At 59.6% G+C, this 13,832-nt stretch carries 8 protein-coding genes, 1 pseudogene and 1 CRISPR repeat array (1 of these 10 cut by a window edge); of the genes and pseudogenes, 5 read left to right on the top strand and 4 right to left on the bottom strand.

What is annotated here, in order from left to right:
* Positions 1-12: 12 nt before the first annotated feature.
* Positions 13-927: a homoserine kinase gene (gene thrB / locus VPK24_RS07200; protein ID WP_393011782.1), complete on the top strand. Its 915-nt coding sequence runs from the start codon at positions 13-15 to the stop codon at positions 925-927.
* Positions 928-990: 63 nt separating this feature from the next.
* Positions 991-1,929 (top strand): ribokinase, encoded by a 939-nt coding sequence (locus VPK24_RS07195; protein ID WP_393011709.1) that lies wholly within the window; start codon positions 991-993, stop codon positions 1,927-1,929.
* Between the two features lie 634 nt (positions 1,930-2,563).
* On the opposite strand, the pseudogene VPK24_RS07190 reads toward VPK24_RS07195, so the two are convergent.
* A pseudogene (locus VPK24_RS07190) lies at positions 2,564-2,935 on the bottom strand (Fur family transcriptional regulator); the annotation flags it as partial.
* A 257-nt stretch (positions 2,936-3,192) separates the two neighbouring features.
* On the opposite strand from VPK24_RS07190, the gene purS reads away from it, so the two are divergent.
* The 3 genes from purS (at position 3,193) to VPK24_RS07175 (ending at position 7,228) form a co-directional block, all read left to right on the top strand.
* Positions 3,193-3,447: a phosphoribosylformylglycinamidine synthase subunit PurS gene (gene purS, locus VPK24_RS07185; protein WP_099534877.1), complete on the top strand. Its 255-nt coding sequence runs from the start codon at positions 3,193-3,195 to the stop codon at positions 3,445-3,447.
* Between the two features lie 24 nt (positions 3,448-3,471).
* Positions 3,472-4,347 (top strand): 4-hydroxybenzoate solanesyltransferase, encoded by an 876-nt coding sequence (locus VPK24_RS07180; RefSeq protein WP_393011706.1) that lies wholly within the window; start codon positions 3,472-3,474, stop codon positions 4,345-4,347.
* A gap of 103 nt (positions 4,348-4,450) precedes the next feature.
* Positions 4,451-7,228 carry a CHAT domain-containing protein gene (locus VPK24_RS07175; RefSeq protein ID WP_393011704.1) on the top strand — a complete coding sequence of 926 codons (2,778 nt, stop codon included), beginning with the start codon at positions 4,451-4,453 and terminating at the stop codon, positions 7,226-7,228.
* Positions 7,229-7,248: 20 nt separating this feature from the next.
* Here the strand turns inward: VPK24_RS07175 and VPK24_RS07170 are convergent, their stop codons facing one another.
* The 3 genes from VPK24_RS07170 to VPK24_RS07160 form a co-directional block, all read right to left on the bottom strand.
* The gene (locus VPK24_RS07170; RefSeq protein WP_393011780.1) at positions 7,249-10,680 is read right to left on the bottom strand and encodes a response regulator; all 3,432 of its coding nucleotides are present in this window, start codon (positions 10,678-10,680) and stop codon (positions 7,249-7,251) included.
* Between the two features lie 612 nt (positions 10,681-11,292).
* On the bottom strand, positions 11,293-13,104 hold the full coding sequence (lepA, locus tag VPK24_RS07165) for a translation elongation factor 4 (RefSeq protein WP_393011702.1): 1,812 nt from the start codon (positions 13,102-13,104) through the stop codon (positions 11,293-11,295).
* A gap of 65 nt (positions 13,105-13,169) precedes the next feature.
* Positions 13,170-13,487 carry a hypothetical protein gene (locus VPK24_RS07160; RefSeq protein WP_393011700.1) on the bottom strand — a complete coding sequence of 106 codons (318 nt, stop codon included), beginning with the start codon at positions 13,485-13,487 and terminating at the stop codon, positions 13,170-13,172.
* Positions 13,488-13,523: 36 nt separating this feature from the next.
* A CRISPR array of direct repeats spans positions 13,524-13,832; the repeat unit is 36 nt; unit sequence GTGATCAAACCTCTGATGCCGTAAGGCGTTGAGCAC (it continues 2,195 nt past the right edge of the window).

The raw sequence follows: 13,832 nt of genomic DNA, 5'->3' as shown, positions 1-13,832 counted from the left end.
CATTCTTTAGCCATGACCTCCTTGAACGCCGTTACCGTCACCGTTCCTGCCACCACCGCCAACTTGGGCCCCGGCTTCGACTGCTTGGGGGCTTCGTTGGCGTTGTACAACGAATTTCGCTTCACCCGAATTGAGTCGGGCTTAGAAATTATTCCCAACGGCACGGAGGCGGATCGCGTCTCGCGGGATGAAACCAACCTGGTTTACCGCTCCTATGCCAAGGTGTTTGAACTGGCGCAGGAAACGCCCTATCCGGTGCGGATTGAGATTGGCTTGGGTGTGCCCTTGGCCCGAGGATTGGGCAGCTCGGCCACGGCGATCGCGGCGGGCATTGCCGGAGCAAACTATTTGTTAGGGGGTGCGCTGTCGCCGGCCCAGGTGTTGGCCCTGGCGATCGAAACGGAAGGCCATCCTGATAACATCGTGCCGGCCCTGTTGGGGGGCTGTCGCTTAGCGGCCGATCGCGAAGGGATTTGGACCCAATGCGAAGTGCCTTGGCATTCCTCGATTCAACCGGTGATCGCAGTTCCCAACTTTGAGCTATCCACCGAAGCGGCTCGCAGCGTGTTGCCCCCCAGCTATTCCCGGGCCGATGCCATTTTCAATGCGGCTCACTTGGGATTGTTGTTGCGGGGCATCAACGAAGGGCGCGGCGATTGGCTGACCACCGCCATGCAGGATCGGATTCACCAACCCTATCGCATGACCCTGATTCCCGGCTTTGAGGCGGTACGGCAGGCGGCGATCGAGGCGGGAGCCTATGAGTTGGTGATTAGCGGAGCGGGGCCAACCCTGCTGGCCTTGGCCCACCGAGACAAGGCGGCGGCCGTGGGTGAAGCCATGCAAGCGGCTTGGACAGCAATGGGCATTGGAGTCGTGGCGGGGCCGGTTGAGTTGGATGTGTATGGAACCCGAGTCCAGCCGTAAACTGGCCCCAAATCAGGGGAATTCGCCCACGGGAGTTTCCTGTTATCGATCGGGGGGCAGGTTATGGCACAGGTTTGGGTTTTGGGGAGCATCAACGCCGATCGCACGGTGGCGGTGGCCAAGTTGCCACAACCGGGAGAAACGGTCTTGGCTGGGGCGATCGGGGAGGCCAGCGGCGGCAAAGGGGCGAATCAGGCCGTTGCGGCGGCCAAGTTGGGGGTGGCCACGGCTCTGATTGGCCGCGTGGGTGAAGACGCGATCGGGGAAATCCTGTTGCAAGATCTGCAAACCAGTGGGGTTGATGTCAGCCGGGTGGCAATCGACTCCTTGGCTCCCACGGGCCAGGCCTGGATTGCGGTGGATGGCCTGGGCCAAAACCAAATTATCGTGCTGCCCGGGGCTAACCAGGCGGTGGGCGGTGCTGAGGTCGATCGCCTCCAGCGCTCCTTGGGCAGTGCGCCGCGCCCGATCGCCCTGTTATTGCAACTGGAAGTGCCCTTGGCAGCCGTGGTGGCTGCGGCCCAAGCGGGTCAAGCGGCCGGGGCGATCGTTCTTTTGGATCCGGCCCCGGCTCCCGAGCACCTCCCCCCGGAACTTTGGGCCGCGATCGATTGGATCACTCCCAACGCCACGGAAGCGGCCCAACTGGTGGGCTTCCCGGTGCAAACCCCCGAGGATGCGGCCCGCGCGGCCACCAGGCTCCAGGAGTTGGGAGCCAAGGGGGTCATTGTGACCCTGGGCGAGCAAGGGGCTTGGGTGGCTGGGCCGACTGATTGTTTTTGGCAACCGGCCTTCCCGGTCAGGGCAATCGACTCTGTGGCGGCGGGTGATGGGTTTAATGGAGCGCTGGCGGCGGCGTTGGTGGCGGGGCAACCCCTCTCGGTGGCCGTGCGACGGGCGGCGGCGGCGGGCGCGCTCACAACCACCCGATCGGGGGCCCAATCCGCCCTGCCCAATGCCGGAGAGCTGACGGCCTTCCTAGACCAAAATGCATCAAATTAATTCCGAGCATCTAGACCCGAGAAGCTGTCTCCACGACCAAAACTAGACCTCTTGCATCAATCACGACTCTGATCCTAAATCCCTTTCCAAGATTACTGATTGACTGAGATTACTGATTGACTGACAAAACGCTCAAATGCTTGGTTCTCCGGTAGGTTGGGTTGAGCTTTGCGAAACCCAACTTGATCACTACGAACCTTGCTGTTGTTGGGTTTCGTGCCTCAACCCAACCTACAAAATGATCGTTGCTCGGCCGATCTGGAGGAAAGGGGTTTTTGTGAAAGAGGTCTACTGACCTGCAACTTGCCCGATCGATCCACGAAAACAAGGGTCTTCAGCCCCTTGCCCCAACGACGATGAGTGCTTGACCTGTGCCAAAAAGTCCTTTTCAGACATCCGTTCAGACCCCCCCTTGACCGGCCCCCAGATCGAAGCGATCGCCCAAAGCACTGAGGTGCATCGGGCTAGATGGGTCTGCCAAGGAAGTGGGATGGCAGGCACAATCCACCTGGGGCAAGTTTGGTTCTGGGTGACTTTCTGGGTGACCTTCTGGGTGATTCTCTTGGTGATTGGTGCGATCGCCATGGGCCGGATCGCCATGACCCCGATCGCCCGTTCCCTCCTCCCGCGCACTACAGCGATCGCACAAGCCGTAAAACTCCAACGTGTGATAAAACACCCGAAACCGGTGCTCCATACTCAATCGCTGGGTCAAATCCTGCACGGGACATTCATGAATCGGTTGCGATCGCCCACATTGGATACAGTTTAAGTGGTGGCGATCTTTTTTGATAAAGCTGTAGAGCGATTCACCACTGCCCAGCATCCGTACCTGCACCGCCCCATTCAGCTTCAGGGTTTCCAGAGCCCGATAAACCGTGGCTAGCCCCATGCCTTGCCCCACATCGCGCAGTTTGATGTAGAGCGCTTGGGCGGAAATTTCGCCTTCAATGGTTTGCAGCACCTGCAAAACACGCTCTTGGTTTCGGGTCAGGGGTCGTTTCATGGCGATCTCAGACCCCGAAGAATGCTGGCTCGATCGGGGTGGTTCTTTTCCTATTCAATCAGGTTTTTCAGCCGGTTCCTGGCGGAATCTGGCTCCCGAGGGAACTCCCGCAGCCTAGCTGCTGGAACCGGCCCCCCTCGCTTTAAGATAGTGTCTTGATCGTTGGATTGCCGTGGTTGCTCAATCCCAACCCAAAAGTTAGCATCACCCTTGGTTCCCCCAACTCGATCGTCGCCATCCCAGAGGTTTCTAGCCCCGTGAGTACCCAGCAATATCGCGCCAAAATCCACGTTACCCTGCGTCCCTCTGTGCTCGATCCGGCCGGTGTGGCGGTGCAGTCCGGCCTGAAGCAGTTGGGTTATGAAGGGGTGGATTCTGTCCGCATTGGCAAATACATTGAGCTGACCGTGGCGGCGACGGATCCAGAAGCGGCCCGCAGCCAAGTGGATGAAATGTGCGATCGCCTGTTGGCCAACCCCACCATCGAAAACTACTCGATCGAAATTGCCTAAACGCACCCATTCCCACATTCACCCATGGGCAACCTTCAGCAAACAGGGCGGGCGATCGTGCGGTTGCTGCGCTGGGACAAACCGGCGGGGCGGCTGATTCTGCTGATTCCGGCCCTGTGGGCCTTGGTGTTGGCCAGTGATGGCCGGCCCCATCCCTTGCTGGTGTTGGTGGTGGTGGTGGGCACAATCACCACCAGTGCCGCCGGTTGCGTGGTGAATGACCTGTGGGATCGCAACATTGACCCCAAGGTGGAACGCACTAAACAACGGCCCCTGGCCGCCCGATCGCTCTCGGTGAAAGTGGGCGTGGGGGTGATGCTGGTGGCGGCCCTCTGTGCGGCCGGGCTGTTGCCCTTTTTGAATGGCTTGAGTGTGCTGCTTTCCGTGGCGGCTGTGCCGGTGATTGCGCTCTATCCCGCAGCCAAGCGGGTGTTTCCGGTTCCGCAATTGGTGCTGGCGATCGCCTGGGGGTTTGCGGTGCTAATTCCTTGGAGCGCGGCGATCGACCCGCCCAGTTTGGACTTGCCGGCCTGGTTGCTGTGGGGCGCGGTGGTGCTCTGGACGCTGGGCTTTGATACGGTTTATGCCTTGGCCGATCGGGAGGATGATCGCCGGCTGGGCATCCATTCCAGCGCCCTCTTCTTTGGCGATTTGGCTCCCCAGGCGATCGGGGGATTCTATGCGGGCACGGCCCTATTGTTGGCCTACACGGCCTTGGCCCTGGAGCTAAACATTGGGTTTTGGTTCACCTTGTTCGGGGCGATCAGCCTCTGGGTGCAGCAATACCTGCGTCTGAGCGATCGGCAACTGTCCCGCGCGGCCTACAGCAAAATGTTTGCGGAAAACGTGACGATCGGGTTTGTGCTCCTGGCCGGAATGCTGGTGGGCTGCTGGTTCTAAGAATTTTCTGCCTATTGAAAGGCTGACCGATCAACAAAACCCTGCCGGATGGCGTTCCCAACGAAGCGATCTAGATTGGAAGCGCTGGTTTGGGAAAAACACCATGGGCGATCGAGGGCGGCTGAGACTGCTGGTGGTGCTGGTGGGCTGCGGGCTGGGGATGGCGATCGAGCCGGCGATCGCCCAAGACTCCCGATCGTCCCAAGGACTGGTGAATTTTGCCGATTGGTGTCGGCAGCGCGATCGACTGGATCCAGCGGCGCGGCACACGGTGGGAGCCTTGTTGCGGGTGGCCAAAACCCAGAATTGTGAGCAGGCTTGGCGCAACTTGGCAGACCTGTCAATGTTGGATTTGTCCAACCAAAACATTCAGGATTTGCAACCGATCGCCGCCTTCAACCATTGGCGGGCCCTGTCGCTGCCGGGGAACCAAATTCGGGACTTGCGACCCTTGGCGGGGATGTCGTCCTTGCGCCAATTAATTTTGGGGTTCAATCAGGTGCAGGATCTGTCGCCCCTGAAAGACCTGAACCAGTTGGAAATGCTGGATCTGACCCGCAATCAGATCACGGCGCTGCCCCAGCAGCCGGGGTTGGCCCGGTTGCGATCGCTGATTTTGTTGGGCAACCCCCTGCGGCAACATGCCTGCCCGTTTCGGCCGATTACGGTTTGTCTGTTTGAGGATCCGGGGGCCCCGTTGACGGCGCGGGCCCAGGCGGCGATCGACCAGGGCAATTGGCCCGAGGCGATCGCCCAGTTGCAACAGGCGCGCGACCAGTACCAGGCCTTGGGCGATCGCTCACGGCTGGCCAAAACCCAGGTGCAGTTGGGCAATGTTTATCTGCAATTGGGGGAATTTGCCCGAGCCTTAGAAGTGCAGCAGGCGGCCCATACAGTGATTGCGGAAACGGGCGATCGCCCCACGATCGGGCTGGTGATGGCGAATTTGACCGAAACCTATGAACGTTTGGGCCAATATCACCAGGCGGAGGCTTGGCTCGATCGGGCGATCGCCAATGCGGCTGAACAGTCCACCGCCGCGATTCCCCTGGATGGGGGCTTGTATGAACTGCCCAAGCAACAGGGCTATTTAGCGGCTTGGCTATCCCAAGTGCAGTTGCGCCAGGGCAAGGCGGCCCAAGCGGTGGTCAGCGCCCAGCAGGGGGTGCAATTCTATAACCTGCTACCGGAGGATTATCCCGGCAAGGCAGTGGGGATGACCAAGGCTCAGTTGATGTTGGGCGAGGCCTTGCGGGTGGTGGGTCGCCGTTCGGAGGCCCGCAGCGCCCTGGAGCAGGTGCGACAGTTGGCCCAAGCCCACGGTGATCGCCCCGGCGAGGCCCAAGCCTGGGAACAGTTGGCTCTGTTGGCCAATGATGCGGGCGATCTCGACCAAGCTCGGGCCGGTTTCGAGGCCGCCTTGGGGATCCATCGAGCCACGGGGGCCCGGGCCGAAGAGGGGCGTTTGTTAACCCGTTTGGGGGAATTTTATTGGCAGCAGGGGGCAACTCCTCGGGCGATCGACCATCTGTTTCAGGCGATCGAGCGGTGGGAATCGGTGCGGCCGGGCCTGAGTGATGACAACAAAATCGCTCTGGCGGACACCCAAGCCCAAACCTATCGCCTGTTGCAAGAGGCTTTGATTGCCCAAGGTCAGGTGGGGCAAGCCTTGGAGGTGGCGGAACGGGCCCGGGCCCGAGCCTTTGTGGAACTGCTGGCCGCCCGATCGGGCCATTTGGCAAATCAGCCCAGCCCAGCGGCCAGCCCACCCCCCACCCTCAGCCAAATTCAGCAGTTAGCGCGCGATCGCCGCTTGACCTTGGTGGAATATACGATCGGCCAGCGATCGCTCCACATTTGGGTGGTGAATCCCCAAGGAGACGTGACCCTGCGCAGGGTACCTATGGCGGGAGCCTCGGCCGAAGCCACCCTGGCTACCCAAATTCAAGAGCTGCGACGAACCTTGCCCCAAGGACAACTGCTGGCGGCAGAGTTGCGCCGTCAACTGAACGGGCTGCATCGGCAATTGATCGCCCCGATCGCGGACTTGTTGCCTACAGATCCCCAGGAACCGGTGGCGATCGTGCCCCAAGGGCTGCTGTTCCTAGTGCCCTTTGCCGCCCTGCAAGCGGAGGATGGTCAGATGCTGATCGATCGCCACAGTTTGTTTCTCACCCCCGCGATCGATGTGTTGCGGTTGCAATTTGCCGAAACCCCGCCCGATCGCCCCTTAGCCTCCGATGTGGTGGTGGGGGTCGATCGCGCGGCCCTGGTGGTCGGCAATCCGGTGATGCCGGCCGTGCCTCCCGTTTGGGGAGCCGCCCCCAGTCCCCTGAGCAACTTACCCGGGGCCGAATCGGAAGCGCGCCAAGTGGCCCAACTGCTTCAGGTCAAGCCGCTCTTGGGGGCCCAGGCCACCAAAGGCGAAATTCTGAATCGGATTACCCAAGCGCGCCGGATTCATCTGGCCACCCATGGTTTATTAGATGACTTGGGTAATTCGGGAATGCCGGGGGCCATTGCCCTTGCACCGGCTGCCGGTGATGACGGTCTTCTCAGTGCCGGTGAAATTATGGAATTGCGGTTGGCGGCGGAACTGGTGGTGCTCAGCGCCTGTGATACGGGGCGCGGCCGGATTACCGGCGATGGGGTGTTGGGGTTGTCTCGTTCTTTTTTGGCGGCGGGGGCCGATCGGGTGGTGGTGACCCTTTGGAAAATTCCCGATGAACCCACCGCGATCCTGATGGGCCATTTTTACGCAGCGCTTCAGCAGGGTAGTTCGCCCGTGGCGGCCCTGCGCCAAGCCATGATTCAAACCCGCGATCGCTACCCCAACCCGTTCCAATGGGCTGCTTTCACGGCCGTGGGTCGGCCCGACTGAAGATTGAGAATGGGCCAGTCCTAGTCTTCTAGGTTGAGATTGACCGAGAAGGTCAACACCGTTTCATCAACGCCCTTCAGTTCCAAGGGCCCCACTTTTTCGATGTCGTTTTCATCCAAATAGTCCGCTACGGCCGCCGACACCAAAACCGTGCCCGGCCGGGCCGCCTGCTGAATTCGAGAGGCAATGTTCACGCAGGGGCCAATGGCTGTGTAGTCCGATCGCTCCGCACTGCCAAACATGCCCACCACAGCCGTACCCTGATGAATGCCGCAGCGGAACCGGACGGGGGGAATGGCCTGCTCGCCCCAGACCTGATTCAGTTGGTGCAGTCGTTCGGACATTTGACGCGCGGTGCGCACGGCCCGCTGCACCTGCTCGTTGGGGGTGGCTTCCTCGGGCGCACCGAACAGCACCAAAATCGCATCGCCCATGAACTTATCGATCGTGCCGCCGTTGGCAAAGGCAATGTGGGTCATTTCCGACAGGTATTCATTCAGTAGCTCGGCCACCTTGCGTGATCGCACCGTGTTCGAGAGCTGCGTGAAGCCCACAATATCGCTGAACAACACCGTAATCAGCCGAGGCTCCGGTTGCAAGTCCAACATCAACTCGCCTGCGGCCGCCTTGTTGACCAATGATCCCGGCAAAAAGCGCCGCAACACCGATTCGGTCAGGTAGGCGTTGAGTTCCGAAACCTTGCGTTCATTGGCCTTGAGGGCAATCAGGTTATGAACTTCCGCCAGCAATTCCCGATCGTCAAAGGGCTTGGCCAGATAAGCATCTGCGCCAATTTCTACCCCTTCAACCCGGGTGTCGGCATCGGCCTTGGCCGTCAGCAAGATAATTGGCGTGCCCTGGAGGGCTTTGTCTTGGCGTACCTGCCGAATCAGGTCTAACCCGGAAACCCCCGGCATCATCAGATCGGTCAGGATCAGATGGGGCTGGTATTGCTCGGCGGCGGCGATGCCTTCGGCCCCGTTGCGAGCCACAATCACCCCGTATTGATTCCGACGCAAAATGCTGCTGACATAGCTCCGCAGGTCGGGGTTGTCGTCCACCACCAGCACCAACGGTCGATCGCCCAAGTCCTGTGGTTCCGGATCCGGCAATGGATCGTTGGCGCGGGTGGCGGCATCATGCTCCAGCAATTCGGCGGCCAGGTCTGCCAGCTCGATCGCGGCGCGGCTGCCTTCGATCGCCACCGGTTGCTCGATCGTTCGATCGGGCGGCAGGTGGGTGGAACCCCGGTCTAACCAAACGGAGAAAGTTGCCCCCTGGCCATAGTCCGACTCCACCGTCACTCGCCCGCCATGGAGTTCCACCAACTCCTTCACCAGGGCCAGGCCCAGACCCGTGCCCTCGTAACCCCGACTCACGGAACCTTCGGCCTGGCGGAACCGTTCAAAGAGGTGGGGAATTTGGTCGGCCCGAATCCCGATCCCCGTATCGCTCACTTGCAACAGATAATGCTGCCCCGTGGCTTCCACCGTGACCGTGATTGTTCCGCCGCGTGGCGTGAACTTCATGGCATTGGAAAGCAGGTTATAGAGCACCTTATCGAAGCGCTCGCTGTCCAAATAGGTATCGGGGCAGGGGGTGAGGTTGGCCACCAGGGCGATCTCCTTGCGATCGCAGTAGGGGCGGAAGGATTCCAAAATATAGCGGGCAAACTCCGCCAAATCGCAGGGGCGGAAGGTGGGCTGCATTCGGCCCGCATCCACCCGCTGTAAGTCCAGCAGTTGATTCACTAACCGCAACAGTCGCCGCGAGTTCCGCAGGGCCACGTCGGCCTGTTCGTAGGGCAAGCCTTGCTTTTGATTCACCGCCGCTTCCAGGGGCCCAATCATCAGGGTCAGGGGCGTGCGGAACTCGTGGGAAATGTTTTGGAAAAATTCGGTCTTTTGCCGATCGAGCGCCAGCAGTTGTTCCGCCTGTTGACGAGTGGTTTGGTATAGGCGCGACTGTTGCACCGCGATCGCCGCTTGGACGGCCACCGCTTGCACCAGCTTAATTTCCGTGCGCTTCCAGGGGCGGGGATTGGCCTGGCGCAGAGAAATGCTGCCGATGATTTTTCCCTCCGAAAGCAAGGGAACCACCAACAGGGCCCGGGCCTGCTGCTTCAGGGGCAAGCTGGCGGAGAGGCTGCTTTCGTGTAGGTCATCGAGGGCGATCGGCTGTTGGGTGTCGATCAGTTGTTGCAGAACGGGGTTGCTGGCGATCGGGGCGATCGACCGGGGCAGAGGTTCATGCTGCCGGGCCGCCGCCACCGGATCCACCTGTTGAGGACTCCAGGACCAATCGTGATGGTCGCCGCCCAGGGGTGGGGCCTCATCAAACCCCACGCATTGCACATACTCATCGTCTTTGGTCCAAAGGGAGAGGGCGCAACCGTCGGACTTCAGGGCCTGGCGTAACTGCTGGGTGATGGTGGCAAAGATGGTTTTGGGTTCCAGGCTCGATCGAATGGCCGTGGCGATCGCGTTCACCAGGGCTTCTCGATCGGCCAGGGCCCGCACCCGATCGTAGGCCCGCGCCTGGGCTAGGGCCAAAGCCGCCTGATCCGCCACCGCCACGGCCAACTGTAGATCTTCCTCGCTCCAGGGCTGCACCGTTTCGCAACGATGGAGCGCCATCACGGCCATGGCTTCCCCGCGATAGACCATCGGCACGATCGCGCTCGATCGAATGCCCAACCGCTCAAAGGCCGATCGCCGCCCTTGCCAAACCGGTTCCGAGGCTTGCAGCCGCTGATCCGTGGCCGCATCGTCCACCGACGTGGCCGATTCCACCAGCCAAACCGTTTCCCGCAAACTCTCAAAAATCGTTTCGATCGACTGCTGAGTCACCACCGTGGGATCGCTCGACCAATGGACAAACTGCTCATTGGTCAGGTGGCCATCTTCCACGGGCCGCAACAAACAGCAGTTTGACTGCAACGCCTGGCCCACCGCCTCCACGATCGTTTGCAGCATCGTGCGCGAGTCCATGACACTGCGCACCGTGGTGGAAACCTCGTTGAGCAATGACTCCCGCCGCAGGGCCTGGCGCAACTCCCAAGTGCGCGATCGCAACACATTGTGGGTTTCCACCGCCTTGCGCACCGAGGCCTTCAGATCCTCGTCATCCCAAGGCTTCGTGACGTACTTAAACACCTTGCCGGAGTTGATGGCCTCCACCAGGTCATCCACATCCGTGTAGCCGGTGACAATAATCCGCATCACGTCCGGATATTGCTCGGCCGTCAAACTCAAAAATTCCGTCCCACTCATCAGCGGCATTCGCTGATCCGAGATGATGACGGCCACATTGGGGTCTTTGGCCAAAATGTCCAAGGCTTCTGGGCCATTGTTGGCCCGCAAAACCTGGAACTCTCGATGCAGCGTTCGGTAGAGCAAGTCGAGAATATCGGCTTCGTCGTCAATGACCAGGACAGTGGGCTTGGTCATCATGTGGCTTGCCCCCCAGCCCCGATCGGGTTGCAACCCAGGCTGTGGTGCTGGAGAAACTGCGGGCCAAGTTGCCGTTGGGAGTGAAGAAGCATCCATTGTGGGAGCAAAGAGCCGGCCATAGCGCCCTAGCGCGGGATGATGGGAAGTTGAAATGCCAAAGGGCAACGAACAACTGGTCGATCGCTTCAGCCAACGAATGGTAAGGGTTTAGGGCATTGGCGACTGCGAGTTTTCAGAACAGGTTACCGAGGGACTGATGCCGGATGGAGTGGGACGCAGACCACCGATCAGCCCCTTGGCGAATTTTGATGACCTATTGTAGTTCGGAGCGCCGCTAACTGGCTTCCTTCCCACTTGGCCTCGATCGGCTTTGTTCCGTTACCCGATAAGGACTCAATGTTCCTTACGCCCTTTGCGGAACGAACTCCGGATGCGACTGTGGGAGGTTCACCGGGCGCATGGGGATGGTGAGTCCCGATCGCCCTTCAAAAGTCCCTGAAAACAGCCCTGAACCCCCACTGATCCAAAAGTTCCGCCGGAATGCACCCTAAATTCTCAAGCTTTGAACCATCTTGCAAGGGGTTGGCTCCCATGGGCCCCAGGTCGATCGCCCTATTCCCGATCGATTTTTAACACGGCCATGAACGCAGACTGGGGCACATCCACCGTGCCGATCGCCTTCATCCGCTTTTTCCCTTCCGCTTGCTTCTTCAGCAATTTCTTCTTCCGGGAAATATCACCGCCATAGCACTTGGCCAACACATCCTTGCGCAGGGCGGGGATCGCTTCACTGGCCACGACTCGTGAGCCGATCGTGGCCTGGATTGGCACCTTGAACTGATGGCGTGGGATCAACTCCTTCAGCTTTTCCACCAGGGCCCGGCCCACGTAGTAGGCCTTATCCCGGTGAACGATCGCGGAAAGGGAATCCACCCGATCGCCATTAATCAGCACATCCAGCCGCACCAGCGGATTTTCCCGGTAGCCAATCAGAGAATATTCCATGCTGGCATAACCGCGCGATCGCGACTTCATTTGATCGAAAAAGTCCGTTACCACCTCCGCCAGCGGAATTTCATAGATCAACGTTGTCCGGCCCTGGGTCAGGTAGCGCATATCCACAAACACCCCGCGCCGCGTTTGCGATAGCTCCATCAACGTCCCGACAAAGCTTTCGGGCGTGATCATTTCCACCTTCACGTAGGGTTCTTCGATTTTTTCGCGATATTGCGGCTCCGGCAGCTCGCTGGGATTGTCAATCATCACCACCTCACCATCAATCTTGGTGACGCGGTAAACCACCGAAGGCGCGGTGGCGATCAAATCCAGGTTATATTCCCGCTCCAGCCGCTCTTGCACAATTTCCATATGCAGCAGCCCCAGGAAGCCGCAGCGGAAGCCAAACCCCATGGCGCTGGAGGTTTCTGGCTCATAGCTGAGGGCCGCATCGTTCAAACGCAGGCGATCGAGCGCTTCCCGCAGTTCCCCAAACTGATCGGAATCCGTCGGAAACAGCCCACAAAACACCATCGGCTTGGCTTCCGTGTAACCGGGCCAAGGTTCCGTCGCCGGTTTGCTGACCAGGGTGATGGTGTCGCCCACCCGTGCATCGCCCACGGCCTTAATTGAAGCGGCCAAGTAGCCCACTTCTCCCGCGTGCAGCTCATCGATCGGGCATTGATTCGGGGCCAACACGCCCAATTCATCAATTTCGTATTCCTTGCCGGAGGCCATCAGGCGCACTTTGTCGCCTTTTTTCACCCGGCCATCCATGACGCGGAAATAAACAATCACCCCCCGATAGCTGTCGTAATAGCTATCAAAAATCAGGGCCCGCAGGGGTTTGTCTACGGTGTCCGCTGGCGGGGGCACTTTTTGGACGATCGCTTCCAAAATCTCGCGAATCCCGATCCCTTCCTTGGCCGAAGCGTGAATAGCCTCGCTGCAATCCAGGCCGATCGTGTCTTCAATTTCGCCAGCCACCCGATCGGGTTCTGCGCCGGGCAGGTCGATCTTGTTCAAGACCGGCACAATTTCCAAATTATTTTCCAAGGCCAAATAAACGTTAGCCAAGGTTTGGGCTTCCACCCCTTGGGACGCATCCACCACCAGCAGGGCCCCTTCGCAAGCGGCCAAGCTGCGAGACACTTCGTAGGAAAAGTCCACGTGACCGGGCGTATCGATCAAGTTGATCACGTAGTCGTTGCCGTCTTTGGCCCGGTAGTTCATCCGTGCCGCTTGCAATTTAATGGTGATTCCCCGTTCCCGTTCCAGTTCCATGTTGTCGAGGAACTGTTCTTTCATGTCGCGCGCGGCCACTGTGCCCGTATCTTGCAGCAGGCGATCAGCAAGGGTCGATTTACCGTGGTCGATGTGCGCCACGATCGAGAAGTTACGGATGCGCGAAACGGGAACGTCGGTCATAGGAGCGGAACGGTAGGGCAAACGGGGAAAGGAAGCCAACCGCATTGTAACGAATTCCATAGCGTCTAATTCGCCTTGGCGCTCTGGATTGCTTGGGCCAATGGGACGATCGGGCTTTCGGCATGGATCGCGATCGGGCGGGGGCGATCGGGCGGGAATGTTGCCCAAAAACAAGCACCTGGGGCGGTGGCGGCGGGGCGAGGGGCTGGAAGGGCGCAGAATGTTGATGGGGTTTGGGTTTGGCGATTTTTGGGATCTTTGGAGATGCTTGTAAATGGCTGAAAGGGAGATGGGGCAAGGGTTGGGCGATCGGCAAAAGGGCGATCGGAGGCGATGTTTTGGCAGATGCGGGGCGATCGGCTAAGATGCTTGTAAGGTTCCATTTCAGCGCTTGTCCCGTAAGGGTTTCAAGCGGCGGGGTGATCAAACCTCTGATGCCGTAAGGCGTTGAGCACAACCGCCACCCCCTCAAATCCCCAACAGATTTGGCCGTGATCAAACCTCTGATGCCGTAAGGCGTTGAGCACGGTTATTGGGGGCGATCAAGGGCGTGGTCAGCGCCCAGGTGATCAAACCTCTGATGCCGTAAGGCGTTGAGCACCGCGATCGCTCGACAAGCCAATCTTGATTCCCGATTGGTGATCAAACCTCTGATGCCGTAAGGCGTTGAGCACGCTGATCGAGCTGGAATTTCCCGCCCCGCCACCGGGGGTGATCAAACCTCTGAT

This window comes from Limnothrix redekei LRLZ20PSL1 (assembly GCF_043235035.1).
GTDB lineage: Bacteria > Cyanobacteriota > Cyanobacteriia > CACIAM-69d > CACIAM-69d > CACIAM-69d.
This window is presented reverse-complemented; position numbering and strand designations above follow the sequence as displayed.